This is a genomic window from Flavobacterium sp. CF108 (assembly GCF_900129795.1).
Taxonomy (GTDB): domain Bacteria; phylum Bacteroidota; class Bacteroidia; order Flavobacteriales; family Flavobacteriaceae; genus Flavobacterium.
On record NZ_FQWW01000004.1, the window covers coordinates 479,910 to 502,030 of the forward strand.

24 protein-coding genes are annotated in these 22,121 nt (G+C 33.7%); 13 read left to right on the forward strand and 11 right to left on the reverse strand.

Features of this window, described 5'->3' with window-relative positions; all coding sequences use genetic code 11:
* Positions 1 to 225: 225 nt before the first annotated feature.
* From BUE10_RS13755 to BUE10_RS13770, 4 genes are all read right to left on the reverse strand, one after another.
* Positions 226 to 2,487 carry a TonB-dependent receptor gene (locus tag BUE10_RS13755; RefSeq protein ID WP_073485955.1) on the reverse strand — a complete coding sequence of 754 codons (2,262 nt, stop codon included), beginning with the start codon at positions 2,485 to 2,487 and terminating at the stop codon, positions 226 to 228.
* 285 nt (positions 2,488 to 2,772) lie between these two features.
* Positions 2,773 to 3,681, reverse strand: a complete 909-nt coding sequence (locus BUE10_RS13760) for an NAD(P)/FAD-dependent oxidoreductase (RefSeq protein WP_073485957.1) — start codon at positions 3,679 to 3,681, stop codon at positions 2,773 to 2,775.
* An 11-nt stretch (positions 3,682 to 3,692) separates the two neighbouring features.
* On the reverse strand, positions 3,693 to 4,898 hold the full coding sequence (locus tag BUE10_RS13765; RefSeq protein ID WP_073485959.1) for a GTP-binding protein: 1,206 nt from the start codon (positions 4,896 to 4,898) through the stop codon (positions 3,693 to 3,695).
* A complete protein-coding gene (locus BUE10_RS13770) occupies positions 4,895 to 5,248 on the reverse strand; it encodes a MerC domain-containing protein (RefSeq protein WP_073485961.1) in 354 nt (117 codons plus the stop codon). Before BUE10_RS13770 ends, BUE10_RS13765 begins: the two co-directional genes overlap by 4 nt.
* 94 nt (positions 5,249 to 5,342) lie before the next feature.
* Here BUE10_RS13770 and BUE10_RS13775 point away from each other — a divergent pair, with 94 nt between their 5' ends.
* From BUE10_RS13775 to BUE10_RS13790, 4 genes are all read left to right on the forward strand, one after another.
* A complete protein-coding gene (locus BUE10_RS13775; RefSeq protein WP_053473133.1) occupies positions 5,343 to 5,735 on the forward strand; it encodes a Fur family transcriptional regulator in 393 nt (130 codons plus the stop codon).
* Positions 5,736 to 5,809: 74 nt separating this feature from the next.
* On the forward strand, positions 5,810 to 7,681 hold the full coding sequence (locus tag BUE10_RS13780; protein WP_073485963.1) for an Nramp family divalent metal transporter: 1,872 nt from the start codon (positions 5,810 to 5,812) through the stop codon (positions 7,679 to 7,681).
* A gap of 95 nt (positions 7,682 to 7,776) precedes the next feature.
* Positions 7,777 to 8,430: a metal-dependent transcriptional regulator gene (locus BUE10_RS13785; RefSeq protein WP_073485965.1), complete on the forward strand. Its 654-nt coding sequence runs from the start codon at positions 7,777 to 7,779 to the stop codon at positions 8,428 to 8,430.
* 34 nt (positions 8,431 to 8,464) lie between these two features.
* Positions 8,465 to 8,806, forward strand: coding sequence for a hypothetical protein (locus BUE10_RS13790; protein ID WP_073485968.1), 342 nt, complete (start codon positions 8,465 to 8,467; stop codon positions 8,804 to 8,806).
* Positions 8,807 to 8,890: 84 nt separating this feature from the next.
* On the opposite strand, the gene BUE10_RS13795 is transcribed toward BUE10_RS13790, so the two are convergent.
* The 7 genes from BUE10_RS13795 to BUE10_RS13825 all read right to left on the reverse strand — a co-directional run bounded on the left by BUE10_RS13795 (position 8,891) and on the right by BUE10_RS13825 (position 15,051).
* Complete coding sequence (locus tag BUE10_RS13795) at positions 8,891 to 9,289, reverse strand: hypothetical protein (protein ID WP_073485970.1); 399 nt, start codon at positions 9,287 to 9,289, stop codon at positions 8,891 to 8,893.
* A gap of 167 nt (positions 9,290 to 9,456) precedes the next feature.
* Positions 9,457 to 10,239, reverse strand: coding sequence for an enoyl-CoA hydratase/isomerase family protein (locus tag BUE10_RS13800; protein ID WP_073485972.1), 783 nt, complete (start codon positions 10,237 to 10,239; stop codon positions 9,457 to 9,459).
* 10 nt (positions 10,240 to 10,249) lie between these two features.
* Entirely contained in the window at positions 10,250 to 11,665 is a 1,416-nt protein-coding gene (locus BUE10_RS13805; protein WP_053473138.1) for a sensor histidine kinase, read from the reverse strand.
* 223 nt (positions 11,666 to 11,888) lie between these two features.
* On the reverse strand, positions 11,889 to 12,437 hold the full coding sequence (locus tag BUE10_RS13810) for a CopD family protein (protein ID WP_073485974.1): 549 nt from the start codon (positions 12,435 to 12,437) through the stop codon (positions 11,889 to 11,891).
* 33 nt (positions 12,438 to 12,470) lie between these two features.
* Complete coding sequence (gene hemH / locus BUE10_RS13815) at positions 12,471 to 13,484, reverse strand: ferrochelatase (protein ID WP_073485976.1); 1,014 nt, start codon at positions 13,482 to 13,484, stop codon at positions 12,471 to 12,473.
* A gap of 152 nt (positions 13,485 to 13,636) precedes the next feature.
* Positions 13,637 to 14,050, reverse strand: a complete 414-nt coding sequence (locus BUE10_RS13820; RefSeq protein ID WP_143056021.1) for a hypothetical protein — start codon at positions 14,048 to 14,050, stop codon at positions 13,637 to 13,639.
* A gap of 128 nt (positions 14,051 to 14,178) precedes the next feature.
* A complete protein-coding gene (locus BUE10_RS13825; RefSeq protein ID WP_073485980.1) occupies positions 14,179 to 15,051 on the reverse strand; it encodes a helix-turn-helix domain-containing protein in 873 nt (290 codons plus the stop codon).
* A gap of 226 nt (positions 15,052 to 15,277) precedes the next feature.
* On the opposite strand from BUE10_RS13825, the gene hemA reads away from it, so the two are divergent.
* From hemA to BUE10_RS13870, 9 genes are all read left to right on the forward strand, one after another.
* The gene (hemA, locus tag BUE10_RS13830) at positions 15,278 to 16,528 is read left to right on the forward strand and encodes a glutamyl-tRNA reductase (protein ID WP_073485982.1); all 1,251 of its coding nucleotides are present in this window, start codon (positions 15,278 to 15,280) and stop codon (positions 16,526 to 16,528) included.
* 138 nt (positions 16,529 to 16,666) lie between these two features.
* Positions 16,667 to 17,071 (forward strand): GxxExxY protein, encoded by a 405-nt coding sequence (locus tag BUE10_RS13835; protein WP_073485984.1) that lies wholly within the window; start codon positions 16,667 to 16,669, stop codon positions 17,069 to 17,071.
* A 149-nt stretch (positions 17,072 to 17,220) separates the two neighbouring features.
* Entirely contained in the window at positions 17,221 to 18,147 is a 927-nt protein-coding gene (hemC, locus tag BUE10_RS13840; RefSeq protein WP_073485986.1) for a hydroxymethylbilane synthase, read from the forward strand.
* Entirely contained in the window at positions 18,147 to 18,812 is a 666-nt protein-coding gene (locus tag BUE10_RS13845; protein WP_073485988.1) for a uroporphyrinogen-III synthase, read from the forward strand. The genes hemC and BUE10_RS13845 overlap by 1 nt, the downstream gene beginning before the upstream one ends.
* A gap of 103 nt (positions 18,813 to 18,915) precedes the next feature.
* Complete coding sequence (gene hemE, locus BUE10_RS13850) at positions 18,916 to 19,941, forward strand: uroporphyrinogen decarboxylase (RefSeq protein ID WP_073485990.1); 1,026 nt, start codon at positions 18,916 to 18,918, stop codon at positions 19,939 to 19,941.
* A gap of 134 nt (positions 19,942 to 20,075) precedes the next feature.
* On the forward strand, positions 20,076 to 20,627 hold the full coding sequence (locus BUE10_RS13855; RefSeq protein WP_073485991.1) for a transposase: 552 nt from the start codon (positions 20,076 to 20,078) through the stop codon (positions 20,625 to 20,627).
* 119 nt (positions 20,628 to 20,746) lie between these two features.
* On the forward strand, positions 20,747 to 21,124 hold the full coding sequence (locus BUE10_RS13860; RefSeq protein WP_073485993.1) for a hypothetical protein: 378 nt from the start codon (positions 20,747 to 20,749) through the stop codon (positions 21,122 to 21,124).
* A gap of 2 nt (positions 21,125 to 21,126) precedes the next feature.
* Positions 21,127 to 21,678 carry a GNAT family N-acetyltransferase gene (locus tag BUE10_RS13865; RefSeq protein ID WP_073485995.1) on the forward strand — a complete coding sequence of 184 codons (552 nt, stop codon included), beginning with the start codon at positions 21,127 to 21,129 and terminating at the stop codon, positions 21,676 to 21,678.
* Between the two features lie 17 nt (positions 21,679 to 21,695).
* Complete coding sequence (locus BUE10_RS13870) at positions 21,696 to 22,121, forward strand: hypothetical protein (RefSeq protein WP_073485997.1); 426 nt, start codon at positions 21,696 to 21,698, stop codon at positions 22,119 to 22,121.

The following is a 22,121-nucleotide window of genomic DNA, read 5'->3' on the forward strand; positions in this document are numbered from 1 at the left end:
CTATGTTGTGGAGCTGGATTTGATGATTGCGTATTTTTTTTCATTACAATGACCGTTTCGTACCATTAAACTGGACTAAAGTCCAACTCTACAATATGAATTGAGCCTATGGCTCTTTAAGTTCCAACGGAACGAACTATGTTGTAGGGCTGGACTTTAGTCCAGTTTAATTATGGATTGGCATTATTTCAATTTATATTGTTATGAAATCTGTGAACGATAAATTTACCTCAAAGTATATCGCAACCCAAAAAACCCTCGAATAGTTTGGTTTTGTCCATAAACATACGTTGTATCAAAAGTTAATCCGTATGGGTTATCTGGAGTTCTAAGTACTTTTCCTGCCGCATCGTATTGCACATTTTTATCAAAAGGATCATTCGTTCTCGAAATCAAAAAAGGATTATTCTGCTTTGGAGTAAAGTTCAGCAAATTTTTGATACCGCCGTAAAGCTCGAAATTCTTCCAGCCTGTGTATGTAAACTGAATATTTTGAATGCTGTACCAAGGCGAATTTGGATTTCTTGGATCGTATTCGTTCAGCAAAGGCAGTTTCATCGGACTGTAAACATTTCCAGTATAATCCAGCAATAAATTCCAAGGCTCTATTTTATAAGATACACTCCATGTTCCTGTGAATTTTTCGGTTAGAAAAGGTCTTTCTGAAATTCCGTCCTGAACATTTTTATTGTCTAAAACCGTTGCACCCAGAATGAACTTTAAACCATTAGTAAAATTAACATCAACATTGGTGCTGATTCCCTGACTGATAGCGTAACCATCAATATTATCGTAAATGATTTTATTAGGATCGGTTTCATAATCTGAAATGATTTTATTGCTGAAACGAGTATAAAAAGCCGTCGTTTCGATTCCGATAAAAGTTCCGTTATTAAGGTTTATTTTCTGAATATAATTCAAGTTTACGTTTACAGATTGTTCGGGTTTCAAATCATTTTTAATTACAACTTCTCTTGAACCTGTAAGTGCAGCGTGATCTTCGGTAAATAAATTCACAACTCGAAATCCCGTTCCGGCATTTAATCTGAAAATCGTATTGTCATTTGCTTTAAAGCGATACGCAAATCTTGGTGTAAAAATAGAACCGTGAATCGAGTTATAATCGTAACGCGCTCCCAGCAAAACCTGACTTTTTGGTGAAAACGTAATTTCATCCTGAACAAAAATTCCCGGTAACCAGGTACTTTCAGCATCTTTTGTTGCCGGAGTATTGTCGTCATAATACGAATATCGATTCGCAATTCCGGCAAGTAAATCATTACTACCAATCTTTTTATCCCAAGTCAATTGCAGGAAACCAATTTTTTGATTCGCAATGAATGATGTTGTTCCGTAGCGGCTGTCTTGATAATGCACATTTCCGGAAAAAGAAAGCATTAGTTTTTCTTCAAACGGCAATTGGTAACTTCCTATTAATTCTGCTCTTTTGGTATAAATGCTTTCGCCATAAATTTCGTCGCCACCTCTGTACTTTTTCTCCCAACGGACGTCTCCGCCCCAACGATCTTCATACATTCCGCGCGCTGCAATCGTAAAAAGGCGATTATCATTTCTGTGAAAACTCCATTTATTAAAAACCGAAATACGGTCAGAAAGCGTTACATCAGTAAAATTATCGTTGTCTTTATCAATAACCTGATTGTAGCTGAAATAATTAATTCCCAAAAGCGAAGTCGCTTTTTTGCCGACATTAAACTTCATTCCCAAATCAAGATTGTTTTCAAAATAAGTCGTTGTAAAATAATCCGCAGAAAACATTGGGGCGTTTGTTGGGTTTTTAGTGATAATGTTGATCAAACCTCCAACGGCCTCACTTCCGTAAAGAGACGAGGCGGGACCTTTTACAATTTCTATTCGTTCCACCAAAGAATTCGGAATTCCGGATAAACCATAAACTGTCGAAAGACTGCTTACAATTGGCATTCCGTCAATCAAAACTAAAGTATACGGACCTTCCAGACCGTTTATGTGAATATCGCCCGTATTACAAACGCCACAATTCAACTGCGGCCGAACGCCGTTTATATTTTGAAGCGCATCATAAATACTAGGTGTTGGATTTTTTTTGAAGAAAACCGGAGAATAAACCTCAACAGGAACGGCACTTTCTAAACGTTTCACCGGTTTTAAAGTTCCAGAAACTACTACTTCGTTAAGCTGGTTTTCGTTGTCTTCTAAATCAATATCAAGATTTAGGTTTTGTCCTTTTGTAATTGAAAATCTTTGTGTCACTGGTTTAAATCCAGTCGAAGTTGCTTGAATTTTTCCATCTTCAATAGTAACATTTTCAAAAACATAATAACCTAAACTATCTGAAACTGTTTTTTGTTTTGTTCCTAATAGTTGAACATTTGCGGTTTGTAATTTTTGTCCGTTGCCAGTTATAAAACCAGAGATTTTAGAGGTTTGCTGGGCAAAAGAAAAGTGTAAATTAAATAATATCAATATCCAAATTGACTTTTTCATCGTGGTAAAATTAAATTTAGACAAAACTAAAAATTAAATTTGACAAATATTGGTTTTAAATTTAGAAATTTATAACTTTAGATATGTCAATATGTTATATTTCTATTTACCTTAAGATTTAAAGAGAAATAAAACAAATTCAATAGCGTCCAGCTTTAGCTGGATGAAAATATAAATGAAACCAATAGGTCTTTAGCCAAACCGATACAATTTGGCTAAAGACCTGTTTCGATTCAAATCTAATTCCCCTAGCCGAAGCTAGGGGCTATTTAAACTTTATAAACTTCAAAAATCCTCATCAATAAGTTCTTTATTGATTACAGCTCCGGCGAAAGATCCTGTAGAAACCGCAATGGCCACAGATCGCATTTGAGTCGTACAATCTCCGCTCGCATAAATTCCTGCATCGTTTGTTTTCTGCATAAAATCAACTTTTAGCAAACCTTGTTCGTTTATGTCGCAGCCCAAATCCGCCGGCAATGAACAATGCTGTTCAAATGGTGGTCTTGCATAAATGGCTTTAACGGCAACTTTTTCCTGATTTTTGAAGATGATGTTTTTGACATATCCCTCTTTGTGTTCAAAGGAATCTATTACTTCCTCAAAAATTTGAACTCCATGTTTCTTAAGTATTTCGGTTTGTTCTAAAGTCAAAGTTGATTTTCCATTCGTGCATAATCTCAAATCTTTTGTCCAATTCGAAATCAGTTTAGCAAAATCAAATGCCATTTCGCCATTTGCAATGATGGCTGTTTTTTCATTTTTAACTTCATAACCATGACAATACGGACAATGTAAAACCGAAATTCCCCAGCAGTCTGCAAACCCTTTAATCTCAGGAAGCAGATCTTTAACTCCGGTTGCAAACAGGATTTTTCTTGAATTGAAAGTTTCACCAGATTCCGTTGAAACTTCAAATCCGCTTTCTTTCTTGACCGCCTTTACGGCAAGTCCGTTATAAAAATGAACCGTTTTATAGAGATCGACTTGTAATTTGGCTTTCGCCGAAATCACAGCGGGCTTTTCACCATCTTGGGTAATAAAATTATGTGAATGCGGCGTTTGTCGGTTACAAGGCAAACCGCTGTCTATAACCAAAACCTGACGCAGAGCGCGTCCTAAACTCATTGCTGCAGATAATCCGCTGTAGCTTCCGCCAATGATGATAACATCATATGTATAATTGTCTTTCATAATTTAAATATTTAAGATGTTCTTGATATCGGAAAAAGATCCTTTTTTGGAAACAAACCTTCATGATAATCTATAATTTCATCTTCTGTACAAAGACATTTTTTAAGTTCGTTGAGAATTTCAGTTTCTTTTATTTTTTGACCAATGAAAACAAGCTCATTCAATCTGTCTCCAAAATTAGCAGTCCAGCGTTCTTCTATTATATCCTGAAATTCAACGAAATTGTTAAATGTCATTCGTTCACTTAACGGCATACTCGCCCACCAGACCCCTGCTCCTTCAGCTTTAATTGATCCACCAGCTTGGCTCCAATTAATAGCCTGCTCCGGTCGGGATGCCATCCACAATAATCCTTTACTTCTAATGATGCCAGCCGGAAAATCTGAAGTAATAAAATTCCATAATCGATTGGGATGAAAAGGTCTCGGATCTCTAAATACAAAAGAATTTATTCCATATTCCTCCGTTTCCGGCGTATGAATTCCTTCTAATTCTCTAATCCAGCCTGCTGAATTTTCGGCTTCTTCATAATTGAATAATCCTGTATTTATAATTTCATTCGGATTTACTTTTCCAAAAACCGAAGTGATTATTTTCGCCACAGGATTCAACTTCTGAATCGAGGCTTTTAGCATTTTTAATGATTCTGAATCGATAAGATCTGTTTTATTCAAAATAATAACATTGGCAAACTCTACCTGATCGACCAAAAGATTGACTATTGTGCGAGTATCGTTTTCAATCTCTGATAAATTTTGTTCCTGCAAAGTTTTAGCCGAACCAAAATCCTTAAAAAAGTTAAAGCTATCTACAACAGTAACCATCGTATCGATGTAACTAAACTTAGACAAATCAATATTTTCCTCTTCATTTACAAACGAAAAAGTTTGAGCAACTGGTATGGGTTCACTAATTCCTGTACTTTCAATAAGTAAATAATCAAATCTGTTTTCCTTTGCTAATCTTTCAACCTCAACCATTAAATCTTCGCGCAAAGTACAGCAGATACAGCCATTTGTCATTTCAACTAATTTCTCTTCGGTTCGGGACAAAGTATTTTGATTTTTCACAAGTTGTGCATCAATATTAACTTCACTCATGTCATTAACGATTAGGGCGACTTTTAATCCTTCTTTATTATGAAGAATATGATTAAGAAGCGTGGTTTTTCCTGCTCCAAGAAATCCGCTTAATACTGTAACAGGCAGTTTTTTCATTTGTGTATGCTTTTATGATTTATATAATTAGTCAAATGCCCGATAATCATTCCTATTCCTCCAAAATAAATCAGGTCCAGATGAATCTCTAAGAAGATTTCAGTTAAAATACTGATCCAGATTAAACTCAATGAAACAATCAAAATCGACGAAACCAACAGACTTGATTTTTTCGTAATTTTGAGAATTGCAAATAAGCCTATCGAAGCAAATACTAAATCGATAATTGGATTGTGACTTAAGCCCAAAGGAAGGATTGTTAAAAATGGGAAAATCAAACAATGAACCAGACAGATCGTCGCACTTGAAATTCCTAAAATATCGTAAAAGGATGAGGTTGTTTTCTTCATTTCTTGTACATTTGCTTAATGCAATTTTGTTGCAAATATACACATTAAAATCAATTGCAACATTGTTGCGTTAAATTTTTTAATTCAAAATAAAATGAAAGCTACACGTAACACTACAGCAAAGACAGCCGTTTTAGAGGTTTTTGAGAAATCTAAAACAGCACTGTCCCACACCGAAATTCAAAAACAATTGAACGATGTCTGCGATCGCGTTACCATTTATAGAATTTTAGATCGTTTGGTTAATGATGATATCATTCATAAAATTTCGAATCTTGACGGTACGGTAAAATATGCAAAATGCAATCATTCACATCAAAGAGTACACATTCATAATCATGCTCATTTTAGCTGCGAGAACTGCCATGAAATTACTTGTCTCGAAACTGTAAAGCCAAGTTATATTATGCCTCATAATTATAAAGTAAACGAAATAAACTTCACACTTTCTGGATTATGTCCAAAATGTTTGAATTCTAACATTTAAGTTTTAGACAAGTCTAAAAATATTGTTGAGCGAATATAATTTTTCTATATATTTGGTAAATCAATATTTTAAAAATGACCAAATCATTAGAAGAAGTTAACCAATCGGTTGCTACAGAACATAAAAAAACAGGTTTCAGGAAAATATTAGCCTTTTTAGGCCCGGCATATTTAGTAAGCGTTGGTTACATGGATCCCGGAAACTGGGCCACCGATATTGCCGGCGGAAGCCAGTTTGGCTACACTTTAGTCTGGGTTTTGCTAATGAGTAACTTAATGGCTTTGCTTTTACAGAGTTTAAGCGCAAGACTTGGAATTGTAACGCAGCGTGATTTAGCACAGGCTTCGAGAGAAACGTATTCAAGATTCATCAATTACATTTTATATTTTCTGGCCGAAATTGCGATTGCGGCTTGTGATTTGGCCGAAGTTCTCGGAATGGCGATCGGAATTAATCTTTTATTCGGAATTCCACTTTTTGAAGGAGTTTTGATTACCGTTTTAGATACTTTCCTTTTATTATTCTTAATCAATAAAGGAATCCGTAAAATGGAAGCTTTTATTATTGTTTTGGTCGCCATTATTGGATTTTCTTTCATTTTCGAAATGATTTTTGCAGAACCTGAAGTTCCAAAAATCCTTGCGGGACTTATTCCTTCTATTCCAAATTCAGCTGCTTTATATATTGCAATCGGAATTATTGGAGCAACCGTAATGCCTCACAATCTTTACTTACACTCTTCTTTGGTTCAAACCAGAAAATTCGACCGAAGCCCCGCCGGAATTAAGCAGGCGTTGAAATATAATTTCATAGATTCGACAATTGCTTTGAATTTGGCTTTCTTCGTAAATGCTGCGATTTTAATTCTGGCCGCGGCAACTTTTCACAAAAACGGAATGTTTGAAGTCGCCGAGATTCAGGATGCGCATAAATTTCTCGAACCTTTACTAGGAACAAAATGGGCACCAATATTATTTGCTGTTGCCTTGATCGCTGCGGGACAAAGTTCGACTGTAACTGGAACACTTGCCGGGCAAATTGTGATGGAAGGTTATTTACATTTGCGTATTCAGCCTTGGGTTCGCCGAATCATAACGCGTTTAATTGCAATTGTTCCTGCTTTAATCGTTATTTGGATTTATGGCGAAAGTGTAACCGGAAAACTTTTAATTCTAAGTCAGGTGATTTTGAGTTTGCAATTAGGTTTTGCGATTATTCCGCTGATTCATTTTGTGAGTGATAAATCAAAAATGAATGGTTTCCATATTTCGAGAACTACGCAGGTTGTTTCATGGATCATTGCTGCGATTATTGTTTCATTGAATGCGAAGTTGGTTTATGATGAAATTACGTCTTGGCTTGCAAGTTCAAATCATCCGATAGTATTATGGCTTACCGTTGTGCCGCTTGCTTTTGCTTTCTCGGCTTTGCTTCTATACATTGTGTTCAAGCCTTTTATTGCAAAAGCCAAATCAAAAACTATAAATCACTCGCCACATAACCTGAAACTTCACTTTTCGCAAAAGAAAACTCAGGAAGTAAAAAATATTGCTGTTTCTGTCGATTTTTCTCATGCCGATGAAGCGGCGCTTAATCATGCTTTCGAATTAGGCGGAATGGATGCAAAATACACACTTATTCATGTTGTCGAAACAGTTGGTGCTTTGATCTATGGAATTCACATTCATGATCACGAAACTACAATTGATGAAAAACTATTGTTAGAGTATAAAAAAATGCTTTCAGAAAAAGGATTTAACATTGAAACGGAGCTTGGTTTTGGAAAACCAAACAAAATAATTCCGGAAATCATCAACAATGGTGTTTTTGATATTTTGGTAATGGGAACCCACGGCCACACTGGATTAAAAGATATTCTTTTTGGCACAACGGTAGATAAATTGAGACATAAAATTTCAATACCTTTGTTGATTGTTAAAAAATAGTTCTTTTTAGAGGGACAAAGGTTCAGAGATCCAAAGTGACAAAGGTTTTCTCTCAATCTAAAATCTAAAATCAACACTCTAAAATCTAAAATCGAATGACCTTTTCAGAAGAAAATTATCTAAAATCTATATATCACTTAACAGCGGCTTTAGAAACTGAAGTAAGCACGAATGCCATTGCAGAAATCATGGAGACAAAGGCTTCTTCGGTAACGGATATGCTTAAAAAACTGGCTGATAAAGATTTAGTAAATTATAAAAAATACCAAGGTGTTTCGTTAACCGAAAACGGAAAGCTGGCTGCTAAAATGATTGTTAGAAAACATCGTTTATGGGAAGTTTTTCTGGTAGAGAAACTAAATTTCAGCTGGGATGAAGTTCACGATATTGCAGAGCAGTTAGAACATATCAAATCTGAGCAGTTAATTAATCGTTTAGATGATTTTCTGGGAAATCCTACGGAAGATCCGCATGGCGACCCAATTCCGGATGCTAACGGCCGAATTATCAAAATTGAAAAACAGCTGCTTTCTGAATTATTAGAAAATCAAACTGGAGTTTGTGTTGGCGTAAAAGATACTTCTTCAGAGTTTCTGAAATATCTGGATAAACAAGGAATCGCTTTAGGTTCTAAAATTGAATTTCTTTCTAAAGAATCTTTCGATTTGTCAGTAAAAATTAAGGTCGATGGAAAGGAATTATCTATTTCTAATAAAATTGCTTCTAACTTGTTTGTGAAGCTGGTTTAATTGGGTGAAGAAATAAAAAAATCACACATAAAATATGAATGAATTTAAGATAAATTCAGAGAACAAAGAAAAAGAACTTGAAGATCAATTAAAAAAACTTCCTAAAGAAAAACGGAAAATCTGGCGATTAATCGCCGTTGGAATTATTATGCCTTTTATTGGTCCATATATCCCTATGAGAAAAGGAATGCTAGTTGATAGAATGGGTTACCAGGATTCTGTTTTGATGTTTTTTGCAATTTTTTTGATCGCAATCCCAGCAGGTTGTTATATGCATTTTCAAAAAATCAATAATGAAATATTTGATATTGAATGTCAACTTGAAAATTTAAAACAACAGAATAAGCAAAAAATTGAGCGTGAAATTGTAGAATAAAATTCTAAAAACTAAAACTCTTTTGTGATTCCACAAAAAATATGATTTTCTCTACTATCAGTATTAGATCCTAAAAAATAGTATTTAAATAATTCCCTTTTCAATCATTTCCAACATAACCGGCGACGCATTCTTAAATGTTGGCGGCTGTTCGATAATACTTCCGGCGTTCTTTTTATTTACTTTGAAAGTAACGTCGTTATCTGTAGTAAACAAAAGTGCGGTTAGAAATGGTTTCTTTATGTAAGAACCTAAAACCAATAAAGCTTCATCTAAAGTGTGAACACTTTCAATTTCTTCTGTTTTATAACGAGAAGTTAATGAAATGGAGAATGTATTATCTTCATTCAAAACCAAACGAAAATAGATATTCTTAAGTTCTGTGTCGCCCATAGTTTTAGCCAAAGTCAGTTTTGCAAAAGTTCCAGCCTGGATGCTTTCTTTAACTCGTTCACAAAAAAGGGCAAATATAGGTTCGTACATTTTTTTAAGGTTCTAAGGTTCTGAGATACTAAGGCTCTAAGTTTTTTAAGCTTTTGTTTATTATTTTACCGCAAAGTTGCACAAAGAATTCGCAAAGTTACACAAAGATTTATAAATTTTTTCTTTGTGAACCTCTGTGCTATCTCCGCGCAACTTTGTGGAATAACTTATTTCCCTGTAAATTCAGCTTTACGTTTTTCTAAAAAAGCTGTAGTTCCTTCTTTAAAATCCTCAGTTCCGAAACATTTTCCAAATGATTTTATTTCGGTGTCGAATCCGTTTTTACCATCTTCAAAATTAGCATTGATTGCTTTAATAGCTTTAGCAATCGCAAACGGAGCATTTTTGATAATTTTTTGAGCAATTACGTTCGTAAACGATAAAAGTTCTTCTTGCGGCACTACGTGATTTACTAAACCGTATCGTTTTGCTTCTTCTGCAGAAATCATCGCTGCGGTCATAATCATTTCCATTGCACGACCTTTTCCAACCAATTGTGGTAAACGCTGTGTTCCTCCGTAACCCGGAATTAATCCTAAAGTTACTTCTGGCAATCCCATTTTTGCATTGTCTGAAGCTACTCTAAAATGACATGCCATTGCCAGCTCTAATCCTCCGCCTAAAGCAAAACCATTAACGGCTGCAATAACTGGCTTTTTAAGATTTTGGACATAATCAAATAATAATTCCTGGCCTTCGGCTGCTAATTGTGCGCCTTCAACAACGGTATAATTTGCAAATTCCGAAATATCTGCTCCGGCTACAAAAGCTTTTTCTCCGCTTCCGGTTAAAATAATAACACGAACATCGTCACTTTCTCCTAATAGCTTAATGGCATTACTCAAATCGCTAATTGTCGATTTGTTTAAAGCATTCAGTTTTGTAGGTCTGTTTATTGTGATTGTAGCAACCTTTTCCTCAATAGAAATTAATATATTTTCGTAGTTCATGACGATGAATTTAAGAGTTTGTAATAGGTAAAGAAACTCTAAACGTGGTTCCTTTTCCGTAAGTTGATTCAAAGGTAATTGTTCCTTTGTAATTTTCTATAATGTTTTTGATAATTCCGAGTCCGAGTCCCATACCACTGGTTTTGGTGGTGAATTTTGGTTCGAAGATTCTACCGATATCTTGTTTTTGGATTCCAATTCCGTTGTCTTTTACCGCAATTTCAACATTGTTATTTCGTCTTTTTACCGTAACGACAATCGATTTTTGAAACTGACTTTCGGGAATTGCCTGTGTTGCATTTTTAACCAAATTGGTAATAACACGGATCAATTGCGTACGATCCATTTTCGAAATGATTTCTTCTTCATCGCTTTCGAAAGAAATATATTCTTCGTTGAAAATATCCAAAGCCAATTCGACAACCTCAACCACATTCAAGGTTTCGTTTTGCTGTGCCGGCATAGAAGCAAAGTTTGAAAATGCCGAAGCCACCGCCGTCATCGTATCAATCTGCTGAATTAAGGTTTCAGAGTAATCGTTCATTTTCTGCTTTACGTCAGGATCATTCGGATCAAACTTTCTTTGGAAACTCTGAACCGTTAATCGCATCGGTGTAAGCGGATTTTTAATTTCGTGTGCAACCTGTTTAGCCATTTCGCGCCACGCTTCTTCACGTTCGCTTTGTGCTAATTTAATTGCACTGGTTTCCAGTTTGTCGACCATTCCGTTATAAGCTTTTATCAGGAAGTTGACTTCTTTACTATTGGCTTCTAAAACAATTTTCTCGTTTTTCTGATCTAGATTGGTTTCTTCCAATCTGTCAGAAATGGTTTTTAGGGATTTTGTGATATAGGTCGAAAGGAAATACGCCAAGGCAAAAGCCACAATCAGCATAAAAGAGTAAACCTGACTTAAGCGAATCAGGAATGTATTCAACTCGTTATCATAATAACCGTCATCTTCTAAATACGGAAGGTTTAAAATTCCGAGTGGTTTGAATTTTTCGTCTTTTATTAAACTATACGAAGATCTATTTTTAACTCCGTCGATGGTTTTAATGTCTACAAAACGTTTTTCAATAGAAGAACGAACCAATTTCAAGATATATTCAGGAATTGGCGGCGCAATTTTATCAACGGCGAAAGATTCTTTGGAAGATTTTAAAAGTTTCCCATCAAGGCTGTAAATGTTGATTTCAATTTTGTGAATCTGTGCTAGTTCGTGGATTTTATCTTTGAAGATTAAATCTAAGTTTTGAGTTTTAAGCGGATAAGTCGTTGTAGAAAGCACATAATTGATGTGTTCTTTTACCGCATTTTCTTTTCGTTCTAGTCTTTCTTGGTGATATTCTTTGGCCTCGGTTTTAAACTGAATAATCGAAATCGAAGCCAATAAAAAAGATGCTACAACAATCAATACAATCATCGACAGGAAAATCCTGGTACGAAGAGATAGCATTGTCATTTTAATGTTTAGCATGTTCCTTTTGTTTTTTCGCCACGAATTTCACTAATTTACACTAATTATTTTTTTTGCCACAGATTAAAAGGATTTAAATGATTTTTTTAATCCTCAAATCCTTTTAATCTGTGGCAAAAATTATAAAAATAAATTCGTGCTAATTCGTGAAATTCGCGGCAAACTCTTTTTATTTCTTTTCTCGTATGCGCTTGTAAAATCGAAATCCCAGCATTATTAAAACCGAGAATAAAATGATTCCGATTACGCCGAAAATCCAGTTGATGGCACTTTTTAAAACTACTAAAAAGACAACAGCAAATAAAATAATTGTTGCGCCTTCATTCCATAAACGCATAAAATTATTGGAATATTTTACCTCATCATTTTGTAATTGTTTAAAAATTTGATGACATTTTCCGTGATATAAATATAAAAGAAAAACGAAACACAATTTTACGTGCATCCACGGCATTTTGAGCCATGCATTTCCTAGATCTGTAAAAAACAGCATCCAAAAAGCAAAAATACTTGCCAAAACCGCCGACGGCCATGTAATAATGTACCACAAACGGTAGGCCATAATTTTGTATTGTGCCTGCAAAATTTCTTTTTCGGGAGATGGTTTTTCATTGGCCTCTATTTGATACACAAACAAACGCACAATATAAAACAAACCCGCAAACCAAGTGATTACAAATATAAGATGCAGTGATTTTAGATAATTGTAATATTCCATAAAGTCTTTTTTCTTTACTCTTGCTTCTATTTTCTATTTAGCCCAATCATTAATCCAATTCCCAACAGTTTGGCACCATTCGTCATCGTCATTTAAACATGGAATTGCAAGGAACTCTTCGCCTCCATTTTTTTCAAAATCTTCTTTGGCACGCATCGCGATTTCTTCTAAAGTTTCTAAACAATCCGAAACGAAAGCTGGTGTTACAACTGCTAATTTCTTGATTCCTTTTGCCGGCATATTATCAATTTCAACATCAGTATAAGGCTCTAACCATTTATCTCCCGCTAAACGCGATTGAAATGTCAGACTATATTTATCCGCAGGAAGTCCTAATAACTTAACGACTTGTCTTGTTGTTTCGTAACATTGATGACGATAACAGAAATCGTGCGCCGAAGATGGCGTGTTGCAGCAAGAACCGTCAATTTTACAATGTGATTTCGTTACATCTGTTTTGCGAATGTGACGCTCTGGAATTCCGTGGTAAGAAAACAACAAATGATCATATTCAAATCCAACTAAATGTTTTTGAATTGAATCTGCTAAATTCTTGATATAATCCGGTTTGTTGTAAAATGCCGGAACATCTGTAAAAGTCATGTGCGGGAATTTCTTTTTACGAATTTCTTCGGCTTTCACTAAAATAGTCAAAGTAGAAGCCATTGCATATTGTGGATATAAAGGAAAAAGCATTACATCTGTAACTCCTTTATCGCTCAATTCCTGAAGTCCTTTTTCGATGGTCATACTTCCGTAACGCATTGCCAGAGAAACTGGAACGTTTACAAGAGGCTGCACTTTTTTCTGCATTCTTTCTGAAAGAACAACTAATGGAGAACCTTCTTCCCACCAAATTTTTGCGTAAGCGTGCGCTGATTCTTCTGGTCTTTTTCTTAAAATAATACCGCGAACTAATAATGCTCTCAATAAATACGGAACGTCGATCACGTATTTATCCATTAAAAATTCATCTAAATAAGGTTTTACATCTTTTGTTGTTGGACTATCGGGAGACCCTAGATTTACTAATAATACGCCTTTCATGTTTTTTGCTTTAGGCTTTAAGCGCTAGGCTTTAAGCTTTTATTTATTTTTAAAAATTTCGTCAAAAGTATTCCATTGAACTTTTTAGAAATATGATAATTATTACTTTTTAGTTATGTTCTTATTTATAAAATTGATGTTTTAAAAAATCATTAGTTTTTAACCTTTTTATATTTGTTGAATAGTTTTTCCAACGCTTTATATTCTTCTTCTGTTCCAAAGTTTTCTGTCTGGATTTCTCTTTTAGAACTAATAAGATAAAACTGGCGACAGGAAAGACATATTTTAGCTATTCCTGAAATTTCTTTATTCTTTTTAAAAACCAAAATATCTCTATATTGAGGTGAACAGGCATATACATTTTCAAGCATCTTTAAAGAAGATTTCTCCAAAAAAATATCATTTCTTAAATACTCAGCATCTTTTTGAGATATTACAACCTTAGAAAATCCATCAGAGTTAATTGTTTTGTAAAAAATATCATTATTTACTTTATCTGGATAATTATCAAAAAAGATTTTATCAAAAATAGGATTTTCAATACTTTTCCTGTTATTTTCTTCCATTTCTTCTTCTTTGCTTTTATTTAATGAATAATATTCAACGCTGTCAAAATCAAAAAACATTTTTTCTTCTTTTGATTTACAAGACAGAATTAGGAAAAGTAATAAAACTATTGAATATCTTTTAACCATTAAACATTCGTATTAATCGACATCAAATACTTCTTTGGAGTTGTAGCAAACTTTTTCTTGAAGGCTGCTATAAAGTGACTTCCGGTGCTGTAGCCAATTTTAAGTCCAACTTCGTTTACGTTATAAGAACCGCTATCTAAAAGTTTTCGGGCGAAATCCATTTTGTAATCGAAAAGGAAACCATAAACCGTGTCGCCGTAAATTTGTTTGAAACCCATTTTTAGTTTCTTTAAATTTAAACCAATTTCATCTGCCAGTTCTTGCAATCCCGGAGGCTCAGCCATATTGGCGATGATAATTTCTTTGGCTTTTCGGATTTTTAGAACATTGTCTTCATCAATCAAAAACGGACATTGTTCTGCGTTTGGATCTTCAGTTCGGTTAAAATACAAACTCAATAATTCATATCCTTTTCCTTTGTAATAAAGGTTTTTTATGGATGGATGAAGGTTGTAATGAAACAGCTGACTTAACACAATAGCCATTGAAGGACTAATATTTCCTTCGTTATAATACTTTTTGTCCTTATTATCAGGACTTAAAAAAGTAATATAATCCGCTTCTGCAGAAAACAACGCGTGAAATTTTTTGATGGAAACAATTACCGAAATCACCCACGAGTTTGGAGCCAATTCTAAATTCAATGGCAATTCTTTCTGCGGATTGTATAAAAGCAGCGATTTTTCTTCTTTCAATTCTAAAGCATAATTGCCTTGATTGAACAAAAATTTAGCATTGCCTTTTATACCAAAGTGAAACTGTATCAGGCCTGTACCTATTTCATGCTGTGCATAAAAAGGCTCCGGACCATCGTTTTGAAAACGGATCAGCGTAAAGTCGTCTTCAATTTTTATAACTTCTTGAGAACTCATAGCGATATTTTTTTGAAACTAAAAGCAAAAGAAAAGCAAAATGTTATTTAGAATGACTCTAAACAAATCATTTCAAACAAGTTGATTTTGCTACAAAAGTACTTCTTTTTGAATAAAATGAGACGTTTAGAATCAAAAAAACATACAGCGATACAAAAAGTACTTTTAGCGTTACTTTTATAAACAGTATAGTAATAATTTTGTTGCACTTTATGAAAGTGAATTTATGGAAAACAATAATGTACCGAAACACCTTTATTTTTATTCAGTTGGTCTGAGTTATAAAAAAGCTGATGCAGAGGTCAGAGGTCAATTTAGTTTGGATGCAGTTGCGAAGACTCGCTTATTGGAACAAGCTAAAAACGATGGAATAGAAAGTTTACTAGTTACTTCTACCTGCAACAGAACCGAGATCTACGGTTTTGCAGAACATCCATTTCAATTAATCAAATTGATCTGCGATAACAGCAATGGTTCTGTTGATGCGTTTCAAAGAGTAGGTTTCGTTTATAAAAATCAAGAAGCAATTAATCATTTATTTCGCGTAGGAACTGGTTTAGACAGTCAGATCCTGGGCGATTTTGAAATTATATCTCAAATTAAAACCAGTTTTGCTCATTCAAAATCAATGGGATTAGCCAATACTTTTATGGAAAGATTGGTGAATGCGGTAATTCAGGCAAGTAAAAGAATTAAAAACGAAACGGAGATCAGCTCTGGTGCTACTTCGGTTTCTTTTGCATCAGTACAATACATTCTTAAAAATGTTGAAGATATCAGCAACAAAAACATTTTACTTTTTGGAACTGGAAAAATCGGTAGAAATACTTGTGAGAATTTAGTAAAACATACTAAAAACGAACACATTACTTTAATCAATAGAACTAAAGATAAAGCTGAGAAACTGGCTGGAAAACTAAATTTGATTGTTAAAGATTATTCTGAATTACACTTAGAACTTCAAAATGCCGATGTTGTCGTTGTAGCAACCGGCGCGCAAAACCCAACGGTGGACAAAGCGGTTTTAAATCTTAAAAAACCTATGTTGATTTTGGATTTATCTATTCCGAAAAATGTTCACGAAAATGTAGAGGAATTAGAAGGTGTAACTTTAATTCACATGGATTATTTGTCTCAGTTGACAGATGAAACATTAGAAAACAGAAAATTACACATTCCGGCTGCTGAAGCAATTATCGAAGAAATCAAAGAAGAATTCGTTATCTGGATGAAAGGCCGAAAATTTGCGCCAACGATTAATGCTTTAAAAGAAAAACTAAACGCCATTAAAGTTTCGGAATTAGATTTTCAAAGTAAAAAAATCGCTGATTTTAATGAAGCACAAGCCGAAATCATCAGCAACAGAATCATACAAAAAATCACTACTCATTTCGCAAATCATTTAAAAGACGACGATACCATGGTTGATGAAAGCATCGAATGGATCGAAAAAGTCTTCAAAATAAAAGCTTCTTAAATTTTAATTTTACCATTAAGATATTAAGAGAATTAAGCCAATCTTTGTCAAGAAAATTAAGCCGAGCTAATTTTTGATAAGTCGAACGCAAAGCTTAATTAACTTAATACCTTAATGGTAAAAACAATAATATGTTCTATGACAAAAAAAGAGGTTACGCAATTGGCTTATGAAATTACAGGTTTTGCTATAAAAGTACATAAAGCTTTGGGACCTGGACTTTTAGAAAGCATTTATGAACAATGTCTTAAATACGAATTAGAACGAAACGGATACGATGTTAAACAACAATTAGTTGTAAAAATAGATTATTACGATCTTGAATTAGAATCTGATTTAAGAATAGATTTACTTGTAAATGATTGTGTAGTAGTGGAATTGAAAGCAATAGAAAATTTATTGCCCATTCACGAAGCCCAATTATTAACATATATGAAATTATTACAAAGACCTCAAGGACTATTGATAAATTTCAACACAACAAACATTACAAAATCAATGAAACCACTTGTGAATGATCATTTCGCAAGATTAATTGATTAAAAATAAAATATTAAACCATTAAGAGATTAAGATAAATTAAGTCAATCTTTGTCAAGAGAATTAAGCCAAGCTAAAACACAAGCTTAATAATCTTAAATTCTACACAAAGACTTAATTCTCTTAATGCCTTAATGGTAAAATAAAAAAACATGGCTGAAAAAACAATCAGAATTGGAACGCGCGATAGCGAATTAGCACTTTGGCAGGCACATACTGTCGAGAAAAAACTAAATGATTTAGGTTATAAAACTTCGATTGTTGCCGTTAAATCTCAAGGTGATATTATTTTGGATAAACCGCTTTACGAACTCGGTATTACCGGAATTTTTACTAAAACACTTGACATTGCTATGATCAATGGAGATATTGATATTGCGGTGCATTCCATGAAAGATGTTCCAACGGCTTTGCCAAAAGGAATTGTTCAGGCTGCTGTTTTACCAAGAGCGAATGTTCTGGATATTTTGGTTCATAAGGGAAATCCTGATTTTGACAATAAACCAAGTACAATTGCAACTGGAAGTTTACGTCGTCAGGCACAATGGTTTAATAAATACCCAAATCATACTGTAGTTGATTTACGTGGAAACGTGAATACGCGTATGCAAAAACTAAAAGACAATGATTGGGATGGAGCTGTTTTTGCCGCCGCCGGTTTAGAGCGAATTAACTTAAAACCTGAAAATTACATTGATTTAGACTGGATGATTCCCGCGCCGGCACAAGGAGCAATGCTTGTTGTGGCAATGGAAAATGATAATTATACGCTTGATGCGCTTTCGCAGTTAAATGATATCGAAACTGAGATTTGTACATATATCGAACGTCAGTTTTTAAGAACGTTGGAAGGCGGTTGTACGGCGCCAATTGGTGCTTTGGTAACTTATAATGAAGATGAAGATACACTGCATTTTCAAGGTGTTTTACTTTCTATTGATGGAAAGCAAAAATTAGAAATCAATAAAACCGTTGATATTTCAGAATGGAAAAAACTAGGTTTTCATTCAGCGCAGGAGATTTTAAACAATGGCGGAACAGAATTAATGCAGAAGATTAAAGAATCCCTGAAAAAATAATGGCAAAAGCAACTCAGATATTATCTACTAAAATATTATCTCCTCTTCAAAAACAAGAGTTGACAAAAGCTGGCATCGAAGTAATCGAAGCCGATTTCATTAAAACCGAAAACAAACCTTTCGAACTTAAAAACCTCAACGAAAGTTTGATTTTTACAAGTCAAAATGCGGTTCACAGTGTTTTATCAAATCCAAAATCAGAAGAACTTAAAAGCAAAAACGTGTATTGTGTTGGCTTAAAAACAAAAATCCTTTTATCTGAAAGCGGTTTTAATGTTGTAGCTTATACGGGTTATGCTTCAGATTTAGCAGAAATTATCACTTTGATTTACCGTAATGAAAGCTATACTTTTTTCAGCGGAAACCTGAGAAGAGATACTTTGCCAAGCGCTTTAAAAGAAGCCGGAATAAAATTGAACGAAATTCAGGTTTACGAAACGTCATTACAGCCTCAAAAAATAAAATCTCCAGTTGATGCCATTTTATTTTTTAGTCCGTCCGGCGTTGAGAGTTATTTAAAAGATAATTCCATAAAAAAAGAAACCTGTTTCTGTATCGGTGAAACTACAGCAGAAGCTTTACAAAAAATTACAAAAAATATCATCATTGCAGATCAGCCAACGGTTGAAGACGTACTTGAAGATGTTTTGTCTGAATATAAGTAACAAACGAGATTTCCTGCAAGGTTTCCAAAACCTTGTAGGTATATATTAATCAACAACAATACCTACAAGGTTTTGGAAACCTTGCAGGATAAACAAATAAGAGATGTTAAAAAACGACCTATTTTTAAAAGCATTAAGAGGAGAAACTGTTCAACGTCCGCCAGTATGGATGATGCGTCAAGCTGGAAGATATTTACCGGAATTTATTGAATTGCGTGATAAATACGATTTCTTCACTCGTTGTCAAACTCCGGAATTAGCTGCAGAAATCACCGTTCAGCCAATTCGCAGAATTGCTCCGGATGCTGCTATTTTATTCTCGGATATCTTAGTTGTTCCGCAAGCAATGGGAATCGAAGTTTTAATGAAAGAAAATATTGGTCCGTTTGTTCCAAATCCGATTCGTTCTATGGCAGATGTTCATAGAGTTTACGTTCCGGATATTCAGGAAAGTCTTGGTTATGTAATGGATGCCATTAAATTGACTAAAGAAATGCTGAATGACGAAGTGCCATTAATTGGTTTCGCTGGTTCGCCTTGGACAATTTTATGTTATGCTGTTGAAGGAAGAGGTTCTAAAAGCTTTGACATGGCAAAAGGATTCTGCTTTTCAAATCCAGCTGCAGCACATACTTTATTACAAAAAATCACCGATACCACAATTTTATACTTAAAAGAAAAAGTAAAAGCGGGAGTTGATGCTGTTCAGATTTTTGATTCTTGGGGAGGAATGCTTTCTCCTGTTGATTATCAGGAATTTTCATGGAAATATATCAACCAAATCGTTGAAGCTTTGGCAGATGTTGCTCCGGTTATTGTTTTCGGAAAAGGATGCTGGTTTGCTCTTGGCGAAATGGGAAAAAGCCGTGCTTCTGCTTTAGGAGTTGACTGGACTTGTTCGGCTAGAAATGCTCGTTATTTGTCTGGCGGAAACATTACTTTACAAGGAAATTTTGATCCTTCAAGATTGCTATCTCCAATTCCGACTATTAAAAAAATGGTTCATGAAATGATTGATGAGTTCGGAAAAGATAAATATATCGTAAATTTAGGTCACGGAATTTTACCAAATATCCCTGTTGATCACGCAAAAGCGTTTATTGACGCGGTTAAGGAATACGGACAATAGTTTTAGTTTTCAGTCACGATTGGCTTTCCTTCAAGGTTTTCAAAACCTTGTAGGTATAAAATAAGAAACTATTGAAATAAGAAAGAACACCTACAAGGTTTTGAAAACCTTGCAGGAGATGAAAATGAGAAAGAATGAAATTGGAAGTTCTGGAAAAAGATCGTTATTATCATATTTATAATCGTGGAATTAACGGAATTAACATTTTTGAAAACGATGCTAACAAGCATTATTTTTTAAAGCAATTAGCTAAATATTCTGGAGATAAAATATCGATTTTCGCTTATTGTTTAATGAATAATCATTTTCATTTAGTAATTCGTCTGAATGTTGAAGAAAAAGAGGTAACTCAGGCTTTTTCAAATTTATTCAATTCTTATGCTAAAGCTTTTAATAAACAAACCCAAAGAACAGGAAGTTTATTCGAAAAGCATTTTAAAAGAATAAAGCTAAAAGACGAAAATTACCTAAAGCAGCTCATTATTTACGTTCATTTAAATCCGAAACATCATTTTGATTTAGATTTTAAAGATTTCAAATTTTCATCATATCAGGCTTTCTTATCTGATAAGGAAACAAAAATAGAACGGAACGAAGTTTTAACCTTATTTGGTGATTTAGAAAATTTCATTTTTTGCCATAATCAAAAGAATAATCTTTTAAATGAAACTTATACTTTTGAATGATTCAGGTCTGTCCTGCAAGGTTTCCAAAACCTTGTAGGTCTATTTAAATAATTTTTAAATATCCATATGTCCAATTAATACCTACAAGGTTTTGGAAACCTTGCAGGAAACTTATAAACATGTTAAACAAAGGTTTAAGAGACGAAGAAAGCATCAGGATTGACAATGTCCTAAAAACATTGCGTTCTCTCGACTTTATACCTGAAACTTTAAATGACACCGAAAAATTCGAAGTAGAAAATCAGCTAAAAGAATTTGGACTAAACATTCAATCTTTGGTTGATTATAAAAACGAAGAACTGATTACATTATTAGTTCGCAATCATTTAGATTTTAATCAATTGGAACAATTTGCCGATTTTTTAATTGATTTTTCTAAAGTTGAAAGCTATGATTTTCACGAGAAAGCCTTAGCGATTTATCAATATATCCAACAAGAAAGCAAAGTTTTTTCATTTGGAATTAACTCTAAAATTGCTTCTCTAAAAAACAAATAAAGATGAGTTTTACATATTGGAAAATAGACCGAATTGAAAACATTCTTCCTGAAGAATTTTATAAACTAATTGACAAGAATAAAAATCACATTGGACAAACTTTTCCTGTAACTCTAGTTAATTCTGATTCTCTTGAAAAAGCACAGGATTTTATATCTGTCAGCTTGGATAAAGAGAAAAACAATGAGGGATACTATTTCTATGCACGAGACATAAAAACTAATAATCTGATTGGTTATTTATGTATAAAGAGCATTGATCTTCGTATTTCAAAATGTGAATTAGGATATTTTATTGACAAAGATTTTCAAGGAAAAGGAATCACATCAAAAATGGTTTCTGATGCACTTGCCTTTTGTTTCAATGAATTGAAAATGAATAAAGTTTTTATATGTACTTCTGAAATCAATTTGGCAAGTCAGCGAATTGCATTGAAACATAATTTTAAACAAGAAGGAATTTTAAGGGACGAGTTTAGAAACGGTAATGATACATTACAAAATACTGTTTATTTCGGATTGCTTAAATCAGAATTTAATATTCATGAAAAATAAATTTAGAAAAGGTAAGAATGTCTTCTTTTGAAAAAATTTTAACGAATATACTTGATTTTAAATTTGAGAAATTGAACCCAATATATCAAGGTTTTTTTGTGATGTGCTTTTTTGCAATATTTGTTAGCACTTGCTCCTATTTTTCAAACGATGCTAAAATGAGTAAAGACGCATATAGACATATGTTTAATGAAAATTTTTCAGGATTAATTGTAAAAAAATATAAAGATAAACGTAATCATATGTCTCCTACTTTTAAACTGAAGGATTCAAGCCTAGTATTTGGTTATTCTATTATTTGGGAAAAAGCTGAAACAGGAGATTCATTATTTAAAAAAGCAAATTCAAGATTTGTAAAGATTTTAAAAAAAGATACTACAATAGTACTTGATATGAATGTTGCATTCAAACATCATGACACTTTACAAGAAAATGAAAAATAA